This window comes from Amycolatopsis sp. NPDC102522, assembly GCF_055584485.1.
The window spans coordinates 1223145-1241812 of the sequence record NZ_JBVJLY010000001.1 but is presented as its reverse complement, the minus strand read 5'-3'; the positions used below and the strand labels follow the sequence as shown (position 1 = coordinate 1241812).

Sequence of the window (18668 nt, the reverse complement as noted above, 5' to 3'; positions counted from 1 at the left end):
CGGACGAATGAGCGCTCACCAGGCCGAGGACTTCGGCCCGTGGCTCGGACGGCAGCTGCGCCGGGCATCGAAATCCCAGGCCGAGCTCGCGCAGCATCTGGACCTGACTCGTGCGGCCGTATCCGCGTGGATCACCGGACGCGCCGAACCGCGCGAGGAAGTCAAGCGACGGATCGCCGAGTTCCTCGGCATCGACGTGGCCTCTCTGCACAACCGCACCGCGGACGTGGTCGCCAAGCTCCCCCTGGAATGGCACCACAGGCCGGCGCATGCGGACGGCGGACGTGAATACGGCAACGCCGCCGCCTTCGCCTTCAACGCCGACTTGGCCGTCCTCGCCCGCGAGGCGACCCAGAACTCGCTCGACGAACGCCATGATCCTTCCAAGCCGGTCCGGGTCCACTACACGTTGCACGAGTTGAGCGGCGCACACCTCGACTCGTTCCTCGAAGCGTTGCAGTGGGACAAGTTACGCCCGCACTACGACAAAGCCGCTTCCGCGGAGCAGAAGGTTTCCCGCAGTCTGCGAGCGGCGCTGGACGACCTGGACCGGACCAGGTCGCTGCTGTTGTTGAAGGTGGACGACTACAACGCCGCCGGTCTCACCGGCCCCGAGTACAGCGACGGTCGCTTCGCGGCTGTCGTCCGGAGGCAGCTCGACAGCCACAAGCAGCCCGGCAAACGAGCCGGCGGTTCCTATGGACTCGGAAAAGTCACTCTGTGGGCCACCAGCCGCTTCGGTCTGGTCTTGATGAACTCGACGCTGTCGATTCCCCATGAGGGCCGGACCGAACGTCGTGTGATCGGCAGGCTCGACTTGCCTTGGCGAACCGTGGACAAGACGGCTTACGCGGGGCCCGCCTGGTTCGGGGAGCCGGACACCACGCAGAGCCACAAGGGTGTCTCCCGGTCATGGTGGGCGGACGAGGAGTCCGTTCGGGGACTGCAGCTTGAACGCTCCAACGCGGAAACAGGCACTTCGTTCCTCATCGTCGGCGCACACGACGCGTCCGGGGACGCGGAGTCGCTGGAGGAGATGCACGAGAAGCTGGTGCGATCGCTGGCCGATGGCTTCTGGGCGGCGATGATCGGCGGCGACCGGGCCGGCGCACTGCTCGAAGCCCGCGTCACGACCTTGCGCAACGGCCGGGTGCTCGTGCCCGAACAACAGGTCAATCCGCATACCCACCACCCCGCGCTGAGCAGAGCCCTCAAGGCGTACCTGGACGACGAGACGGTGACAGAGCGGACCGCGGGCGATCAGGTCGCCAGTGTCGAAGTGCCGCTTTTCGTCACGCCGCTGAAAGGCGAAAGTCGAGTCCAAGGCAAAGGCGTGAGGCACTCCGCCGTCCTTCTGCTGACTCGTGCCGAGGGAGAGGAACGCACCAACCGAGTGGTCTGCATGCGCGGCAACCGCATGACGATCATCGACAGACGCCCCAGGGATCTCCCCCTGGGCACGGACGCCTTCCAGGCCGTCCTCCTCGCCGGCCATGCGACCGAGAACGAGGGCGAGGACGTCGATCTCGCCGAGCAGTTCCTCCGGGCATCCGAGCCTCCCGAGCACCACAAGTGGGATCGCACGGAAGAACTGACCTCTCTGTACCAGCGCGGAGCGTTGAGCCGCATCAAGGAATTCCTGGAAGAGATCGACAAGGCGGTTCGCGAGCTCGTCGGGCGCCGAGAGATCGGTCATCGGGGTGGCCCGAGTGTCCTGAAGGAGTTGCTGAAGCTCGACGGCGCCGCCGCCGGCGGCAGGCGCGCGCAGGGCGTGCCAACGGTCCGGAGCATCAACGCGCAACTGGACGACTCCGGCGCCTGGCATGTGAGCGTCGACCTCAAGCTGCCCAAAGCGGAAGATCCGTGGTTGCTCACACCGGTCGCCAAGTTCGACGTCAGATCGGGCGGCCGACCGGCCGTGGAGTGGAGCCTCCTGACCGCAGCGGAACACTGCCATGTGGAGAGCGGCAACCTGGTCATCCCGGCGGGGGCGCGATCGGCCTCGTTCATCGGAGTCACGGATCCGACGAGCCACCCCGTCCAGGGACGCCTGTCACGACTCGTCGTGGACGTCCAGAAGACGCGTGGCGGTGCCGCATGAGGGCCGCGTTTCCCTACCTCACGCTCCTCGGCGACGTGAGCCTCGACGTGACCTCGGTGAGTGTGGACGGCACGGAGCTGCCGTACTCGCACCTTTCCAAAGTGGAACAAACAGTCGCGTTGCACCAGACCGGTCGGGAGAAATGGGAGAACGCGACACTGCACCTTGTCGCCAAGCTGCCCGAAGACGAGCTCTCCGAAGGTCCGTGGGTCGACCCGGTGTGTTTGGCCGTACTCACCGAGAAGGCAACGAATGCACGGTCGACGACGCGGCTGGTCCGCGGCCGTGACGGCAGCTGGCGCGGCAGCATCGAGCTGGCTCGCGCCCGTCACCTGAACCGTGCCACGCTCGATCTCACCGTGGCCGCCACGCTCGACGGGATGGCAGGCCGCCTCATCGGTGCCACCGAAAAAGCCTGGTTCGTGGACTTGAAGGTCACCACCCCGGTACGGCAGCGCGACATCGAGATCGTGGAGGTCGACTTCCACGAGGGACCGCACGAATGGTTGCAGGCGTTCAAGGAGTCACCATGGATAGTCGAGACGACAGGTGACATCCCGACGGTCTATTTGAACACCGGTGCGGTCGAGGGACTGATCGATACGTTGCACGGCACCGGCGGAGACGAAAAGCTGCTGCGCGAGTTGACGGCGAGCCAGATCGCACAGGACGCGTGGACCGCCATGTTCCACACGGCCATCAGCGATCTGGACCTCGACGAGGACGGAACGCCCCAGATGCCCGCCGGCTGGCGGGAAGCCGTGGTGCGGATGATGCTGCCGGACGTCCTGCCCGGACGACAGCTCACGGACGCGCTCTTCGACATCAACGAGCGTCGCATCAAGGGGTTCGGTTGGTCCGAACTCCAGACGAGCGTCCAGTACGCGGCAGGAAGACGAAGCCAGATCACCAGAAAGCTGACCAACGCCGTGCGCTCCGTTCGACGTCAGACAGGGGCCACGACCGATGAATCGTGAAGCCATCACCGACCTGCCCCCCGAGCTGGGGCTTCTCGCGGATACGGCAGTCGCCAAGTTCCTCACCCGCGGCATGCAGTCAGGGCACGAAAAACCGCCACTGGTCGCACTTCGCAAGGCGTCGAGCCCTCTTCCGTCGACGGGAGCCCGTTGGAGGATCACACCGATCCGGGAGTTGCTCGACGTCGCGATGGAACGCTTCGAGGGAAGACCTTCGGATGCCGATGGCTGGCTGGCACCGAGACTGCACGCCACCCTGCGGATGACCAGGGCCGAAGCTGCCGACAGTCACCTGTGGAACTTCCTCTCCATGATCGCGGCCCCGGATTACGTGGTATGGCGCCACAAAGGCACCGAGATCACACCGGCCTCACGGTTCAGCGGCCCGCATTACACCCAGGCCTTCGCCCGTCTCTGGTGGGCGGCCGAACTGTTCCGTAACGCGGACGACTACAGCCCGGTGGAAGTCGCCTGCAGTGTTCAAGACGTCCTGAACACGACGATGCGTCTGGACGTGATCGATCACCGCCCGACCTCGATCGCGATCATTCGGGTACTCGAGGAGTTGAAGCGCTCGAACGTTTCACGTCTGGGAGACCGGGCCAACGCGTTGTCGTCCGCTGTCAACGCGGCGGGTAGCACGCTGCTGTACGACGTTCTGGCGCCTGACGAGCCAGTGGATCAAGACGCGGTGCACGACTGGATCGCCGAGGCCGAAGACATGGCACCGGTGCACTGGGACCGTCTTCCCGACGGACCGGACGACGGCGAGGTCGACGAAGACGCTGTCAAGGCTCTGACGCCGCTGTTCAGGCAGCTACTCGAAGAAGCGCCTATGCGACAACGGAAGAAGGTTGCCGAGTCTCCGGAGTAGTGTCCTTTTCGGATGGAGTTGCGATAGGGGTCGAGGGCAGCAAAGGCCGATCGTAGATTCCCGGGTCCCAATCCGCGGCGACAGCCTTGTCGAGGTCTTCGGCTTTGAACTTGCGTCCCAGGGCCGCGGCAAGCACGTGGGCAGCCAGTCGTGGCGGAATGGCATTGCCGACCTGCTGCGCGATCTCCTTGCCCGACCAGGGGTAATCGCCGGGGAAGGTCTGCAACTGCCCGGCTTCCTCTTTCGTCAGCCGGTCGAGCTCGTGCTTGGGCCAGCCGGACGAATACAGCCGATTCCGTGAGATCTTGCCGGTGACCGTGGCAGACGGCTCGTCGGACCTGCGCCTTCCCCTCAACTTGGGATCGCCGCCGGTTCCGTAGTTGGACACCACTTCGAACGGCTCGTCCCTGTCGCGCAAGGCGTCGGACATCGTCACCCACGGCTTGAGAGCGGCTACTCCCTCGGACCGATCCTTGCCCTTGTAGTACCGACGGTGCGTTGGCGTGGGCAGCGAAGCCTCGCCGTGAAGTCGTGCGATGAGGATCGCGCGACGGCGAGTCTGCGGAACTCCGAACTCTTCAGTGTGCAAGACACCGCAGGCGACTTTGTAGCCACGTTCCTTCAGAACATCGGCGTATGCCTGCCAGACCGGCAGGACCGTCGGAACCTGTTCCAGCACGATGGCTTCGTAAGGCATTTCGTAGTCGAGAGCTTCCAATGCCCAGCGCAACGGCTCGAGTACCAGGCCGGAACGTTCCTTGCCGTTACGATTGTCGTCGCCTGCGCGTTCGTCGTCTTCGTGCAGCTTCTCGAGTTCGGCGCTGATGTCTTCGCCTGCGGCCATCCGCTCGACGAAGCCGAGGACCGTGTCCAGTGCACGGCGACCGGCACCGCCTCCCGCGACGGTGTACGTCTGGCACGGCGGTCCGCCCGAGAGCACGGTGGCATCGGGGAAATCCTTGGGCCCGTAGGCCCGGACGTCGGCATGCTTGGTGCCGAGACCTGCGGCTTTTCTGGTCTCGCAGGCGTTGTCGTCCCACTCGATGCCGTCGACGTGCACACCCAACCAGTGTGCGGCGACGTCCAGCCCGCCAGGCCCCGCGAACAGGTCCACCATCTGGATCTGCGCAGTCGTGAACAGCTGCGGCTGCACAGGGGTCATGGGGTGGAAGCTTAACTCGTGTACGACGACCTTGAAATCATCAGGCTCCACCGCGTGTCAGCGCGGCACGAATGGCGAGTCCCAACGCGTGTGCGACGGGCGGTGGTGAGGCATGGCCGACCTGACGGTAACGAACGGTCTTCTTGCCTTCGAACCGCCATTCCGGAGGAAAATCCTGCAGGCGAGCGGCTTGTTCGACAGTCAGCTTGACCATGCCTGCCCGGCCGAGCTCCGGGTCCCAGACGAAGTCGGGCCCGGGCACCTCGTCGGCGACCGTGGCACCGTCCACACCCATTTTGGCCCACGCCCGCTTCGACCCCGTGGGGCCGAGGTCCGGGCCTCCTCGTTCCCAGGACCCGCCGACCAAGGTCGGCGCCAGCTTGTCCGCCTGCTCGGCCCACTCACTCGCCTGGGCCCACCCGCGCGCTTGCATCGACGCTTCCAGTGCGTCACCTACCGTCACCGGCGACTCCAGGCTCGGCTCGGGTTCCTCGAAGGCATCCATGGCATCGCCTTTGAGCGCGACCAGGATCCCTTGCGCACGATTTTGAGGCACACCGTGGTCGGCCGCGTTGACCACGAACCACTTGTACCGATAGCCCAGGTGATCGAGTTCCACACCGACGAAATCCCGCACCGCACTGTAAGTGTCCTTGGTGACGAGGTCCGGAACGTTCTCGACCAACAAAGCGCGCGGCTGCACCCCGTGCATCAACATGATCGTCGCTTTGAGCAGTTCGAGCTCGATATCACTGCCACGAGTCCGGTTGACCGTCGCCGAGGCCTTCACCCGCGGAAGGCCGGCGGACAGCAGATCGACGTCGTAGACCTGCTGGTGTTCCTCTGCGACGAAATCGAGAAGATCCAGTTCGAGGACGTCCCATCGAGGACGATTCGCCCGCAGAGTCCGGCAGGCCACATCGCGATTGTCCAACAGCAGAACGGGGTCGAACCCTGCTCGCTCGAGACCCAGTGCAAGCCCGCCCGCACCTGAACAGACATCGAACGAGGAAAGTCGTTCTGCCTCCGCCGTAATCCCCATCGCGTCCCCTCGATTGGAAGTATTCCAGCGTAACCCAGAACAGCGTTCAACGACGCCGAATAGCCGAGGGCTTCCTTGAGAGTCCACAACGGACAGACAAAAAGGCCCTCCCGCGAACGGGAGGGCCTTAGTGCTGTCTCAACCAGACGTGCGCCCGAAGGGATTCGAACCCCTGACCTTCTGATCCGTAGTCAGATGCTCTATCCAGCTGAGCTACGGGCGCTTGTTCAGTTATCAACCTAGCACCTGCCGGAACAGGCACCAGCGGAGGCTCCGGGATTTGAACCCGGGAGGGGGGGTTACCCCCAACCGCATTAGCAGTGCGGCGCCATAGACCAGACTAGGCGAAGCCTCCCAGGCCCAACGACCACTGCTCAAATAGGTTACACACCCCGGGAACCCCCGCGAAAGGGACCCCCCTTAGATCCGTCGCAGGGCTCTGAGCAGGCCGGATGGGCGTCCGCCGAGACCTTCGGCTTCGAAGACGGCGATGCCGACTCGGGGTAGGTCGCGGGCCGCGGGGTAGGCCAGATAGCGCGGGACCCACCGCGGTCGGAACTTCGCGTTGAAGCGGTAGAGGGTCTCGATCTGGATCCAGCGTGAGAAGAATCGCAGTGTCCGGGCGGAAAGGCGGGCGACGGGGCCGGCGCCGATGCGTTGGCCTTGTTCCAATACGGCGCGGAAGGCGGCGAAGTTCAGGGAGACGTGCCGTGCGGGGGTGGCCAGGAGGAGTTCGGAGATCATCAGCTCGTTGATGCCGTTGTCGGCGGTCCGGTCGCGGCGCATGACGTCCATGGACAGGTCCTTCTCGCCCCAGGGGACGAACTGGAGCACTCCGCGCACGCGGCCGTCGTGTTCGGCGGTCACCAGGACCGAGCCGGGGTCGCCCATGCGGCCGAGGGCCATCGAGAAGCCGCGTTCGGTGTCGGTGCCGCGCCAGGTGGCGGCGAGGGCACGGAGTTCGTCGAGTTCCCCGGCTGACAGGTCCTCGGCCTTGCGGACGCGGACGGTGTAGCCGGCGCGCTTCGTGCGCGAGACGGCTTGGCGGACTCCGCGCATGACGCGGCCTTCGAGGGTGAAGGTCTCGGTGTCGACGACGGCCTCGTCGCCGATCTCCAGCACCTCCAGGCCGAAGCGGGCCCAGACGGTCGCGCCCAGTTCCGAGCAGCCCATGGTCGCCGGGGTCCAGGCGTACCGCCGGCAGACGTCCAGGTACTCCTCGATCGCGCCGGGCCACGCTTCCGGGTCGCCGAGCGGGTCCGCCGAGCACAGCGCGACCCCGGCGATCACGCGGTAGGTCACCGCGGCCTTCCCCGACTTCGAGAAGACCACGAACTTGTCCCGCCGCAGGGCGAAGTACCCCAGGGAGTCCCGCTCGTCCAGCAGCGCCCTGAGCCGTTCGACCTCGTCGTCGGTCAGCTCCGGCGCGGGTTCGGCCGAGCGGAGCAGGAAGTACGCCGCCGTCAGTACCGCGGCGATGCCGAACAGCACGCCGACTGCCGCCGAAAGGTCTTCCAGCCACAGCGCGCGGAACACCGCGGGGCCGCTGACGCCGACCAGCGCCAGCACCGATTGCGCCAGCCGGTCGCCGAAGTCCAGGGGGTCCACCGCCCGCGCGACCGACAGCAGCACGAAGTTGATCGCGACCCCGGCCACCGTCAGCTGCAGGAAGACCCGCACCGCGCGCCACCGGCCGGTCACCGGATCGGGGAGCGCGATGAAGGACCGCCGCGTCGCGATCAGGGCGATCAGCAGCGCGAGCGACACGAGGCCGGGGCCGAGGACGTGCCGCAGCCCGAGGTGCGACACCGTCAGCAGCGCCGCGGCGGCGACAGCCAGCTGCCACGCCCGTCGCTTCCGCCGTTTGAGGCCGGCGGCGAGCAGGACCAGCAGCACACCGGTCACCAGCGCGACCGTCGCCGCGCCGACCGTGGCCTCGTGCGGCAGTTCCAGCCAGGTGGCGACGCGCCCACGCAGGGTGCGCCGCCCGGCCGGGACCAGCACCGAGACCAGGGCCAGCAGTCCGGCCAGCCGCGTCACCCAGGTGATCACCACTACCGAGGTGGCACCCGCCACCCGCCACGCGCCCGCCAAGTCCCGCCCCTACGTTCAGCTCCTTGCCAGCTCCACGAACGGTACAAGGGCTTCGGGGTTCAGCAACGCATCCCGGCTGACGGCGCGGTCAGGTGAAACCCCCGAAAGGATCTTCTTGACCGGAACCTCGCATTTCTTCCCGTTGAGCGTCCGGGGTACCGCGCTCACCTGGATGAACCGGTCGGGCACGTGCCGCGGAGAGAGCGCCCTTCGCAGCTCCTTGCGCAGGGCGGGCTCGATCTCGTCGAGCGACGCGCCTTCGGCCAGCGCGAGGAAGCACAGCAGCTGCCCGTCCTCGTTCCCCACCGCCGACGTGTCGATCACGAGCGAGTCCGCGACCTGGTCGAACGCCTCGACGACCCGGTAGAACTCGGCCGTGCCCATCCGGACGCCGCCCCTGTTCAACGTCGAATCGCTGCGCCCGTAGATGACCGCGGAGCCGCGTCCGGTGAGCCGGATCCAGTCGCCGTGCCGCCAGATCCCGGGGTACATCTCGAAGTACGCCTCGCGCAGCCGCGAGCCGTCAGGGTCGTTCCAGAAGAACACCGGCATCGACGGCATCGGCTGGGTGATCACCAGCTCGCCGACCGTGTCCACCACCGGCTTCCCGTCTTCGTCGAAAGCGGCGACGGCGACGCCGAGCGCGCGCACCGAAAGCTCGCCCAGCCAGACGGGGACGTCCGGAGCCGACCCGACCAACCCGGCGCACAGGTCCGTGCCGCCGGACACCGAACAGATCTGGACTCGTTTGCCGACCTCGTCGACGATCCACCGGAATCCCTCGACGCTCAGCGGCGCCCCGGTGGATCCCAAGACGCGCAACGCGGTGAGGTCGTAGCGCTCGGCCGGTTTGATCCCGGCCTTCAGACAGCTTTGGATGTACGGCGCCGACGTGCCGAAGTAGGTGACGCGGTGCTGTTCGGCCAAGTGCCACAACACGGTGAGGTCCGGGCTGCCGGGGCTGCCGTCGAAGAGCACGATCGTCGTCCCGGTCAGCAGGCCGGAGACGAGGAAGTTCCACATCATCCAACCGGTGGTGGTGAACCAGAAGAACCGGTCGCCGGGGCCGAGATCGTTTTGCAGCGCGAGGGATTTGAGGTGTTCGAGGGTGATGCCGCCGTGCCCGTGGACGATGCCCTTCGGCAGGCCGGTGGTCCCCGAGGAGTACAGGACCCACAGCGGGTGCCCGAATTCGACGGGCTCGAAGGCCAGTTCCGCGCCGTCGTTGTCGGCGAGCAGCGTGTCCCAGTCGAGCGTGCCGTCGAGGCGGCCGCCGGCGTAGTCGATGAGCACGGTCGCTTCGAGCGTGGAGATCCTCTCCCGCAAGGACTCTACCGTCGGCCGGCTGTCGAACCACCGTCCATTGTAGACGTATCCGTTGACCGCGATCAGCACCTTCGGCTCGATCTGCACGAAGCGGTCGGTGATCGCGTGGACGCCGAAGTCCGGCGAGCACGACGACCAGATCGCGCCGAGGCTCGCGGTGGCGAGGAAGGCGATCAGCGTCTGCGGGCAGTTGGGTGCCAGCGCGACGACTCTGTCCCCTTTGGACACTCCCAGTTTCCGCAAGCCCTCCCGCGCGGAGGCGACAGCGGAACGCAAGGCGCCGAAGGTCAGTTGCGACGAGAGGCCGTCTTCGCGGTGGAAGAGCACGGCGATCTCGTCGTCGGCCTTCGCGGCACCCGCGACGCCGGGCATGAGCGAGTGCTCGGCGTAGTTCAGCGTGCCGCCCTCGAACCACCGGGCGTTCGGCATCTCGCCGGTGAGCACCTCACCGGGCCGGTCGTGCCAGCGCAGGCCGAGGAAGTCGCCGACGGCCGTCCAGAACTCCGGCCCCCGCCGCACGGAGAACTCCCACAACGCGTTGTAGTCGTCGGCTTCCACGCCGCGTTCGGTGCGCAGCCACTGGCGGAACGCGTCGATCTTGGTGTCGGACAGGCGGCTCGGCTCGGGGCGCCAGAGGACTTCCGGGGCGTCGGCGGTGTGCGTCACTCCGCGAACCTAACTCCAGTCATCCGAACTGGCGAGCCCCCGTGAACAGCTCGTACGCCATCGTCTTGAGCCGCCCGGCGTCGAGCGGGGTGATCGTCAGCCATCCGCGTTCGCGGCGGAGGCCGTAGCGCCCGTCGGGGGTGTCCACCCAGGTCAACGTGCCCTCTCCGCGCACCCAGCGGCCCTCCCACGACTTCCTGGTCGCGCCGAGCCGTCCGCTGCCGATCCGCTGCGTCGCGATCCGCACCATCACGATGACCTCGGGTTCGCGCAGCCCGGCGTCGCGCAGGACGTCGGAAAACGCCGGCTGCCCGTCGCGCTCCCCCGCCTCGCACGCGGCCGTGTAGTCGTCCACGCGCAGGTTGACCGAGAGGCCCCGCCCCTGCTCGCACGGCGGCAACGCCTGCAGCAGGGTCGCGGCGACGAGCGGTTCCCGCAGCGCCGACAGCTCGACGTCGGTGCCCGAGACACCGATCGCGACCGCGCCGCGATCGGACACGCAGCCGACGGCCCGGTACGACGGATCGCCGTCGAGCCGCAGGTCCAGCGTCAGTTCGCTGTTCGCGAGGGTGTGCAGCAGCCGGAGCAGTTCGGGCGCGGGCGCCTCGACCGTCCCGAGGCCTCGGTCCGACAGCGTCCCGCTCGCCGTGGCCACCAGTTCCGCGCGGAACTCCGGTGTCCGCCCGACGTGCGGAACCTCCAGCACCGCGGGCAGTTCGTCGCGTCCGTGCGCCGACCAGAGCAGGAACAGCTCGCCGACGTGCAACCGGATCCAGTCCATCAGCGGCCGCCCCTCGGGTCTTCGCCGATGACCGGCGGGGTCACTTGCCCGCTGAGGCCCCAGACATCGGCGTCCTCGACGAGGTAGTCCGGCGCCTTGTGCCGGTCTTCTTCGCCTTGTCGCCCCTGCGGAGACCCCATCCCCATCGGCATCCCGCCGAAGCCGCCCATGCCCGCGGCCGCGGCCCGGGTCCCGGCGACTTGGCCGGGCTGCCCCGACGGCCCGAAGCCGCCGACACCGGATCGGCTGCCCTGTCCGAGCTGCTCCTGGGTCCCGCCGGAAGTACCGGGCGGCGGGGCGAAGGTGCCGCTGCTCGCGCCGGGCGCGCGCGGTGCCTCGATCGGCTCCCGCACCTGGATCGGGGCGACGTCGTCGGTACCGCTGCTGCGCGTCGAGTCGTCCGGCGGCGGCACTGGCACCGGTTCCGGCTTCGGCTTCGGTTCCGGAGTCGGTTCTTCGGGTGTCTTGAGCAGCTGCGGCCGCTGGCCGTACGAGGTGAAGCGAGGGACGTTCTCGTAGACCTCGCCGGAGTTCCGCTGCATCCGCGTCATCACGTCGGCGGCCTGACGGTGCAGGTCCTGCGAGCTTTCGTCGGTGGGTTCGGCGACGATCCGCCCGGCCTCGGCGAAGCCGGACTTCGACGGCGACGCGGCCGACATGGCCTGTGTCGAATCGGAGACCGGGATCGGACGGCGTCCCGGGCGCTCCGGTGCCTTGGGCCGCGGCGCGGATCCCGGCGGCTCGGGCATCGTGCGCCGCGCGGTTTCGGCGATGTCCGTCTGGCGGCGCACGCAGTTCGCGACGTTCTCCGCGCGCCAGCCTGTCTCGCCCGCCCACTCGACGAGCTTGATCGCGGCGTCACGGGCCCTGTCCGCGCCCTCGCCCGTCCAGCCGTCGGCGGTGGCGACGATGGCCGCCCTGAGCTCGGTGCCGACCCTGTCGAGGAACGCGCTGATCTTCGCCCAGTGCGCGGCGACGGCTTCCGCGCTCGCGAGGTCCAGGTCGTTGTGGACCATCTCGTAAAGCTCGCGATGCGAGTAACTCATCCAGTCGATGTCGGCGACGAGGCTCTCGGGGCCAGGGCGCGGCTCGGGCTCCGGCGGCGGCCACGGCGCGGGCAGGATGCGCATCAGTGCTCGTCCTTCCGCTCGTGTTCGACGATGTCCTGCATGTCGAACCGGCGGGCGACCTGCTCGAGCTGTTCCTGGCCCGCCTCGTCCGCGGCGACGTACATCTTCCGCGCCGCCATCACGGTGAGCTGGAAGTCCTTGAGCACCACGGCGAAGTCCTCGAGGACGGGCACGGCGGCTTCGGTCCCCTCGGTCGCGGCGCCCTGGAAGCGTTCGCTCATCGTGTGCCCGACGAAGTTGTCGCCCAGTTTCAAGGGCGCCTTGAACTCCGCCGAGTCCTTGATCAGCGCGTTCAGCTCGTGACGCGCTTTCAGCAGCGCGTCGACGAGCTTCTTGGCGGCGTCCTCGGTGACCTTGACGGTCCCCTTCTTGGCATCGGTCTTGGCGTCCCGGATCTTGCCCGCCACCGGAGCCAGCGCCGGAGCCGAAGCTCCGAACGCGGCTTGTGGCGTCGCGGGTACCTTGGGTGACTGTGCCATTCGACCCTCCCCTGTCACATTCAAGGGAGATGTTAGCGCGGATGGAGTCAGCGCAGGTGGGCGTCGAACCAATTCAACGTGCGCTGCCAGGCCTCGGCCGCGGCGTCCGGGTCGGCGTCGAAGCGGTGGTTGGCGCCCGGGTAGTGCACGACGTTAGTCGCGACGTTCGCCGTGGCCGCCGCGTCACGCAGCTGTTCGACCTCGGCGCCTCCGGCTTCGTCGCCCGCGTCGCCGTACATGCCGAGCCACGGGCTGGTGAGCCGTCCCGCGATCTCGACGAGGACCGGCAGCCCGGTGACGCCCTGCCCGCCGACGCTGACCGCCGCGCCCAGCCTGCGGTTCGACGCCACGACCAGCGCGGCCGTCCCGCCGAGGTCGAAACCGACGACACCGACGAGATCCGCCTGGACACCGCGCTCGGCGAGCCAGGAAAGCGTCGCGTCGGTGGCTTCGAGGAGATCCTGCTGCGTGAGGTTGTCCCGATCGAGGTGCGGGGTGACAGTGAGCCAGCCTTCACCTGCGAGACCGGCCAGAAGCAGCTCCAAACCCTCTTCGACCTCTTCGGTCTCCTCGTGCAACACGACGAGCCCGCCACGGACGACGCCATCCGGTTCGGCGAAGGTCAGACGCAGCGTATGGCCGTCGGCGCGCTGGTGTTCCACGGTGGTCGTCAGGGTCATTCCTCCATCAGACCACTCTTAGGTAAATATTCGGAGCTTGCCGTGGCGCGGGAGGATACGGTGTCGGAGCCGTCCCCCAGACGTAGGAGCGCCGAAGATGTCCCCTGTTTCGCCGCGTGCGGATCTCGAATCGTTGCCGAAGTACGTCCCTGGCCGGACAATCCAGGGCGCGATCAAGCTGGCGAGCAACGAGGTCCCCGGTGGACCGCTGCCGAGTGTGGCGCAGGCCATAGCCGAGACCGCACAGGGCATCAACCGATACCCGGACATCACGGCGTCCGCGCTCGTCGAGCGGCTGGCCCGTGAACTGGCCGAGCCGGTCGAGCGGATCGCCGTCGGCTGCGGTTCGGTTTCCCTTTGCCAGCAAATGATCCAGGCCCTGTGCGGCCCGGGTGACGAGGTCATCTTCCCCTGGCGTTCGTTCGAGGCGTACCCGATCGTCACGCAGGTGGCGAACGCCGTGAGCGTGAAAGTACCGCTCACGACCGGGCACGGGCTGGATCTCGACGCGATGCTCGCCGCCATCACGCCGAAGACGCGGCTGGTCTTCGTGTGCAACCCCAACAACCCGACCGGAACGGTCCTGCGGCGCGCGGAACTGGAGCGCTTCCTCGACGCCGTGCCCGCGGGTGTGCTCGTCGTGCTCGACGAGGCGTACAAGGAGTTCGTGACCGATGCCGAGGTGCCGGACGGCGTCGAACTGGCGCGCGGCAGGGACAACGTCGCTGTCCTGCGGACTTTCTCGAAGGCGTACGGCCTCGCCGGTCTCCGCGTGGGTTACGCGGTGGCGCCGGAAGCGATCACCGTCGCGCTGAAGCAGGTTTACGTCGCGTTCTCGGTGAACATGATCGCCCAGGCGGCGGCCATCGCCTCCCTCGACGCGGCCGACGAACTGCTGGAACGCTGCAAGGAGATCATCTCGGAGCGGACCCGCGTGCGGGATGCGCTGGTGGCCAAGGGTTACGAGGTTCCGGAGACGCAGGCGAACTTCGTCTGGCTGCCGCTGGGCGAGCGGACGACAGAGTTCGCGGAGCACGCGCTGGAGCGGAAGCTGATCGTGCGCCCGTTCGCGGGCGAAGGCGCGCGAGTGACCATCGGGACGCCCGAGGAGAACGACCTCTTCCTCGAAGCGGCCGGGGATTTCCCGCGCTGACAAAGCTCTTCGGGAAAGCCCGTACTCCGTTCGCGGGGTGCGGGCTTTCCTATTTGAGGAGCAGCTGCACCATCGCGGCGACGCCGATCACGACGATCACGCCGCGCAGCACCTTCGGCGAGAGCTTGCGGCCGATCTTCGCGCCGAGCTGGCCGCCGATCACCGATCCGACCGCGAGCAGCCCGACCACGGGCCAGCTGACCGGCGCGATGAAGGCGTAGATCGCGCCGGCGACGATGTTCACGACGGCCGAAAGCGCGTTCTTGACGCCGTTGAGCCGCTGCAACGACTCCGACATCAGCATCCCCATGACGGCCACCATCATCACGCCCTGCGCGGCCGTGAAGTATCCGCCGTAGATGCCGATGAGGAAGATCAAGAAGATCAGGAGCGGCCCGATCTTGTGGACCTTTCCGTTCTCCTCGCGGCGTTTCGCGACCCAGGCGGCCACGCGCGGCTGGACGATCACGAGCACCACCGCGAGCCCGACCAGCGCGGGCACGATGGTCTCGAAGGCGTCCTTCGGCAGCGAGAGCAGCAGGATCGTCCCGCAGATCGCGCCGAAGAACGACGCCACCGCGAGTTTGACGACCTGGGGCCAGTAGCCCTTGAGCTCTTCGCGGTAGCCGATGGCCCCGCTGACCGTGCCGGGCGCGAGGCCGATCGCGTTGGACGTCGTCGCCGTCAGCGGCGAGTAGCCGAGCGCGACCAGGACCGGGAAGGTCACCAGCGTGCCCGAGCCGACGACCGTGTTGATGGTGCCCGCCCAGAGCCCCGCGACGAAGATCACTACCGCGTGCCACCACGTCATAAAGCGCTCACTTGCGCACCCTAAGCACCGTTACCTCCTTTCGCGCTCTGGATGTGTCTAGTCGAACATTCAGCGGGCCCGTTATGTCTTGTTCGGTTCTCTCTCCGGCAGATGAGCCGCGGTGATCTCCGCGTCCACCGTCCAGCCGAGCGACAGGTACAGTGCCCGTCCCTCTTCCGTCGCGACCAGGACCGCTCGCTCCGCCCCGGCGGCGACAGCCACCTCGTCGAGCCTGCGCATGACGAACCGGCCGAGCCCTCGCCGCTGGTGCTCGGGCTCCGTCACGACCTGATCGATCACCGCCGTGCCGCCGGCGATCGCGACCCGGCCGGTGGCCGCGCGCGAGCCGTCGGGCGCGCACCACCACATCGGTGACCACGCCGTCGCCGACCAGTTCCGCCCGGTACGGCTCAGGTGCGGCCATGACTGGACGCACCGCGAGCGGAGCGCTCATCAGGTACTCCGGTGGGCCGACCTCCCAGCTCGACGGAACGGTTTTCGCCACCTCTTCACGCGAAGCGCTCACCTTCAGCCAAGTCCCGGGCTCGGTCAGCGCGCGGGCCCGGCTCTCGACCGACCCGGCGTCGGCCAGTACGTATCTCACGCGGTGCCCCGGGCGCCCGACATCGAGCCGGTAACCGTCCGGCTCGGCCACCGGAATTCCCACGCCGCGGGAAAGCGCCCAGCCGTGCACCCATGCCTTGATCAGCCCTGCCACCCCAGTCATCGTCAGATGATGACACCCTCCACCGACATTTCCGGGCGATCCGGCGAACCTGCGAGGATGGGCCCGTGGCCGACGACGAGCGCGAGCAGGTGTGGAGTGCGACCGTCGATCATCTGCGCACGATGATCGATTCGGGCAAGCTCGCCGCCGGGTCGAGACTGCCCGCCGAACGGGCGCTCTGCGAACAGCTCGGGATCAGCCGCGGTTCGCTGCGGCAGGCGTTGCGGGTGCTGGATTCCATCGGTTACGTGCAGGTGCGGCCGGGTTCGGGCACCTATGTCCGCGAGAACCTCGACGAACAGCCGCTCCGGGGCTGGTTCTCCGAGCACGAGCAACTGGTCGAGAAGCTGTTCGACCTGCGGACCACCGTCGAGCCGACGCTGGCCGAGCGGCTCGCGCTCGATCACACGCCGAGGGTGCTGGAGCGACTGGAAGGCACCGTCGACGAGATGGACCAGGCCGCGGCCGACGGCGACATGCTGCGCGTGATCGCGGCCGACGCGGAATTCCACCGGGTGATCGCGGGCAACGCCGGCAACGACGACGTCACCGATCTGCTGCGTTCGGTGCTCTCCCTGGTCGGCGAGGAGCGGCGGGCGGCGCTGCGGCTTCCGGGACAGATCCGCAAGGCCGTCGACGAGCATCGCGCGATCCTCGAAGCGATCCGCCGTTCGGACGCGGCGGCCGCACGGGACATCACCCGGCGGCATCTGCTCGACGCCAAGACCTACGTCCACGACTACACGGCACGGGATTAACGCTTCCTTGATGGCCAGGCCGCCCCCGCGCGAGTATTGTTTTCAGAAGTTTGTGAAACTTCTGATGGGGGTGTGCGGTGGAGAAGGTCCGGTTCACCGAAGAGAAGGCGACGATGCTGGCCACGCTGTACGGCCGGGCGCTCGACGCCCGCAGCGAGCGGCCGATCCTCGGCGACAAGGCCGCAGACGAGGCCGTCAAGCAGATCGACTACGACTTCGGCTCGCTCGGCGTCGACGGCCAGCTCGGGCTGACGGTCGCGCTGCGCGCCAAGCCGATGGACGACTGGGCCGCGTCGTTCCTCCGGGCGCATCCGGACGCGACCGTCGTGCACCTCGGCTGCGGGATGGACAGCCGCGTGTACCGCCTCGACCCGCCGCCTTCGGTGCGGTGGTTCGACGTCGACTACCCCGAGGTCGTCGACCTGCGCGCCCGGATCTACCCGGAGCGGGACGGGTACCGGACCATCGGCACGTCCGTGACGGACTTCGGCTGGATCGACGAGATCCCGTCGGACAAACCCGGTCTGGTGATCGCGGAAGGGCTGACGATGTATCTGCAGCCCGCCGAGGGCGAGGAATTGCTGCGGCGGCTGATCGCGCGTTTCCCGCAGGGCGGCGAAATGGTCTTCGACACGTTCAGCAGGCTGGGGATCAAGCTGCAGAAGCTGAACCCCGTGGTCCGCAAGGCCAACGCGACTTTGTACTGGGGTATCGACGAGATCTCCGAGCTGGAACGGCTCGGGCTGACGCTGGTCTCGAAGCTCGACTCGACGGACTACGCGACGCCGGAGGTGAAGGACCGGCTTTCGACGTCGCTGCGGGCGCAGCTGTGGGTCGCGGGGCGGTTCCCGGCGTTCAAGAAGATGGGGCGGATCCTGCGGTTCCGGTTCTGAGCGGTGTGACTGGAGGCGTGACTCGCGTGATCAGGGACGGAACTCACGTGACTGGAGGCGGAACTCGCGTGTTCGGTCCCTGATCACGCGAGATCCGCCCTGAGGGTCGGGCAGGGGATCCCGACGTTGTGAAAGCGAGGTGGGTGCACCGGGTACCTGCTGGATTCCGGGTGCGGTTGCTCGCGGGGCCGGTCCGTCACGTAGCTCAAGCGGGGCCAGGGCTGGTACCGAGGTGGTCCGGATGGTCGTGAGTGGCGATTCGGGTCAGCGCCAAAAGGTGTCGCGAAAGCCACTTTCGCGACGTCCAATGCCCCGAAAGTGGCTTTCGCGACACGACCACCGGGCGGTTTCGCGTGACTGGAGGGACGACACACGTGACTGGGTGGACGACGCGCGTGATCAGGTGGACGGCTCGCGGTGGAGCGAAAGCACCGAGCCGGTCGCGAGTGGCGATTCGGGCTGGAGCCCGTCCAAAGCGGGCAGCAGCCGCTGGGTCAGCGTGACTCCAGTACCCGCTCCACGAACCGGTGCAGTTTGTCCTCCAGCCGGAAGACGCGCTCCTCGAGGGAGAGCGTCTCCACCGGCTGCGGCACGTCCGGCGTCAGCTCGCCGCGGATGTACTGGCTGCACGCGAGGTTCGTGCACGCGTAGATGCCCAGCGTGTTCCCCTCCCGCCCGGGTTTCCCCGCGCGGCGCCCCGAGAACAGCGCGATGCCGGACAGCGGATGTGTCGTCGTGCACAGGCCGCACATGTTGCTCAGCAGGACACGGCCCTTCGGCCGGGGCGCGGCGCGAAGGGACAGTCCGATGGTTTCCCCGAGATAGGGCAGCACGACATACGCCCTGGCGGTGGCCTTCGGATCGCGCCAGCCGAGGAATTCCCTTTTCTCCCAAGGGATTTCGTCGGGGCGGGCGGGCAGCGTGACGCCCTTGGCCTCGCCGCGCGTGCAGTTCACGAAGGACGCCCTGATCTCGTCCTGGCCCAGCGGTTCCATACCCGCACGGTAACCACCG

At 67.7% G+C, this 18668-nt stretch carries 18 protein-coding genes and 2 tRNA genes; 7 read left to right on the top strand and 13 right to left on the bottom strand.

Annotated elements, in window-relative coordinates:
• Positions 1 to 7 precede the first annotated feature (7 nt).
• The 3 genes from ACZ6YV_RS05665 to ACZ6YV_RS05655 are packed head-to-tail and all read left to right on the top strand — an operon-like array spanning position 8 to position 3952.
• A complete protein-coding gene (locus ACZ6YV_RS05665; RefSeq protein WP_465508465.1) occupies positions 8 to 2101 on the top strand; it encodes a helix-turn-helix domain-containing protein in 2094 nt (697 codons plus the stop codon).
• A complete protein-coding gene (locus ACZ6YV_RS05660; protein WP_465508464.1) occupies positions 2098 to 3078 on the top strand; it encodes a hypothetical protein in 981 nt (326 codons plus the stop codon). The genes ACZ6YV_RS05665 and ACZ6YV_RS05660 overlap by 4 nt, the downstream gene beginning before the upstream one ends.
• Positions 3068 to 3952 (top strand): DUF6339 family protein, encoded by an 885-nt coding sequence (locus ACZ6YV_RS05655; RefSeq protein WP_465508463.1) that lies wholly within the window; start codon positions 3068 to 3070, stop codon positions 3950 to 3952. The genes ACZ6YV_RS05660 and ACZ6YV_RS05655 overlap by 11 nt, the downstream gene beginning before the upstream one ends.
• On the opposite strand, the gene ACZ6YV_RS05650 is transcribed toward ACZ6YV_RS05655, so the two are convergent.
• The 10 genes from ACZ6YV_RS05650 to ACZ6YV_RS05605 form a co-directional block, all read right to left on the bottom strand.
• Positions 3912 to 5114, bottom strand: a complete 1203-nt coding sequence (locus ACZ6YV_RS05650; protein ID WP_465508462.1) for a DNA cytosine methyltransferase — start codon at positions 5112 to 5114, stop codon at positions 3912 to 3914. The genes ACZ6YV_RS05655 and ACZ6YV_RS05650 overlap by 41 nt on opposite strands.
• A gap of 40 nt (positions 5115 to 5154) precedes the next feature.
• Complete coding sequence (locus ACZ6YV_RS05645) at positions 5155 to 6156, bottom strand: DNA cytosine methyltransferase (RefSeq protein WP_465508461.1); 1002 nt, start codon at positions 6154 to 6156, stop codon at positions 5155 to 5157.
• A 149-nt stretch (positions 6157 to 6305) separates the two neighbouring features.
• Positions 6306 to 6379: transfer RNA gene (locus tag ACZ6YV_RS05640), tRNA-Arg, on the bottom strand.
• Between the two features lie 42 nt (positions 6380 to 6421).
• Positions 6422 to 6511, bottom strand: a tRNA-Ser gene (locus tag ACZ6YV_RS05635).
• Positions 6512 to 6576: 65 nt separating this feature from the next.
• Complete coding sequence (locus ACZ6YV_RS05630; RefSeq protein ID WP_465508550.1) at positions 6577 to 8232, bottom strand: phosphatidylglycerol lysyltransferase domain-containing protein; 1656 nt, start codon at positions 8230 to 8232, stop codon at positions 6577 to 6579.
• A gap of 33 nt (positions 8233 to 8265) precedes the next feature.
• Positions 8266 to 10242, bottom strand: coding sequence for an acetoacetate--CoA ligase (locus ACZ6YV_RS05625; RefSeq protein ID WP_465508460.1), 1977 nt, complete (start codon positions 10240 to 10242; stop codon positions 8266 to 8268).
• Between the two features lie 19 nt (positions 10243 to 10261).
• Entirely contained in the window at positions 10262 to 11023 is a 762-nt protein-coding gene (locus tag ACZ6YV_RS05620; protein ID WP_378238222.1) for an ESX secretion-associated protein EspG, read from the bottom strand.
• On the bottom strand, positions 11023 to 12153 hold the full coding sequence (locus ACZ6YV_RS05615; RefSeq protein ID WP_465508459.1) for a PPE domain-containing protein: 1131 nt from the start codon (positions 12151 to 12153) through the stop codon (positions 11023 to 11025). The genes ACZ6YV_RS05620 and ACZ6YV_RS05615 overlap by 1 nt, the downstream gene beginning before the upstream one ends.
• Positions 12153 to 12632: a hypothetical protein gene (locus ACZ6YV_RS05610; protein ID WP_465508458.1), complete on the bottom strand. Its 480-nt coding sequence runs from the start codon at positions 12630 to 12632 to the stop codon at positions 12153 to 12155. Before ACZ6YV_RS05610 ends, ACZ6YV_RS05615 begins: the two co-directional genes overlap by 1 nt.
• A 47-nt stretch (positions 12633 to 12679) precedes the next feature.
• Positions 12680 to 13312: a dienelactone hydrolase family protein gene (locus ACZ6YV_RS05605; RefSeq protein ID WP_465508457.1), complete on the bottom strand. Its 633-nt coding sequence runs from the start codon at positions 13310 to 13312 to the stop codon at positions 12680 to 12682.
• Between the two features lie 97 nt (positions 13313 to 13409).
• Between ACZ6YV_RS05605 and hisC the strand changes: the two genes are divergently transcribed.
• Positions 13410 to 14465, top strand: coding sequence for a histidinol-phosphate transaminase (gene hisC, locus ACZ6YV_RS05600; RefSeq protein WP_465508456.1), 1056 nt, complete (start codon positions 13410 to 13412; stop codon positions 14463 to 14465).
• Between the two features lie 49 nt (positions 14466 to 14514).
• Here the strand turns inward: hisC and ACZ6YV_RS05595 are convergent, their stop codons facing one another.
• Together ACZ6YV_RS05595 and ACZ6YV_RS05590 are read right to left on the bottom strand one after the other, a co-directional pair.
• Positions 14515 to 15276, bottom strand: a complete 762-nt coding sequence (locus tag ACZ6YV_RS05595) for a sulfite exporter TauE/SafE family protein (RefSeq protein WP_465508455.1) — start codon at positions 15274 to 15276, stop codon at positions 14515 to 14517.
• Positions 15277 to 15357: 81 nt separating this feature from the next.
• Positions 15358 to 15645: a GNAT family N-acetyltransferase gene (locus tag ACZ6YV_RS05590; RefSeq protein WP_465508454.1), complete on the bottom strand. Its 288-nt coding sequence runs from the start codon at positions 15643 to 15645 to the stop codon at positions 15358 to 15360.
• Positions 15646 to 15698: 53 nt separating this feature from the next.
• Between ACZ6YV_RS05590 and ACZ6YV_RS05585 the strand changes: the two genes are divergently transcribed.
• The 3 genes from ACZ6YV_RS05585 to ACZ6YV_RS05575 all read left to right on the top strand — a co-directional run bounded on the left by ACZ6YV_RS05585 (position 15699) and on the right by ACZ6YV_RS05575 (position 17654).
• On the top strand, positions 15699 to 15914 hold the full coding sequence (locus tag ACZ6YV_RS05585) for a hypothetical protein (protein WP_465508453.1): 216 nt from the start codon (positions 15699 to 15701) through the stop codon (positions 15912 to 15914).
• 154 nt (positions 15915 to 16068) lie between these two features.
• The gene (locus ACZ6YV_RS05580) at positions 16069 to 16761 is read left to right on the top strand and encodes a FadR/GntR family transcriptional regulator (RefSeq protein WP_465508452.1); all 693 of its coding nucleotides are present in this window, start codon (positions 16069 to 16071) and stop codon (positions 16759 to 16761) included.
• A gap of 77 nt (positions 16762 to 16838) precedes the next feature.
• Complete coding sequence (locus ACZ6YV_RS05575) at positions 16839 to 17654, top strand: class I SAM-dependent methyltransferase (protein WP_465508451.1); 816 nt, start codon at positions 16839 to 16841, stop codon at positions 17652 to 17654.
• 494 nt (positions 17655 to 18148) lie between these two features.
• On the opposite strand, the gene ACZ6YV_RS05570 is transcribed toward ACZ6YV_RS05575, so the two are convergent.
• Positions 18149 to 18649 carry an FBP domain-containing protein gene (locus ACZ6YV_RS05570; RefSeq protein WP_465508450.1) on the bottom strand — a complete coding sequence of 167 codons (501 nt, stop codon included), beginning with the start codon at positions 18647 to 18649 and terminating at the stop codon, positions 18149 to 18151.
• Between the last annotated feature and the right edge of the window lie 19 nt (positions 18650 to 18668).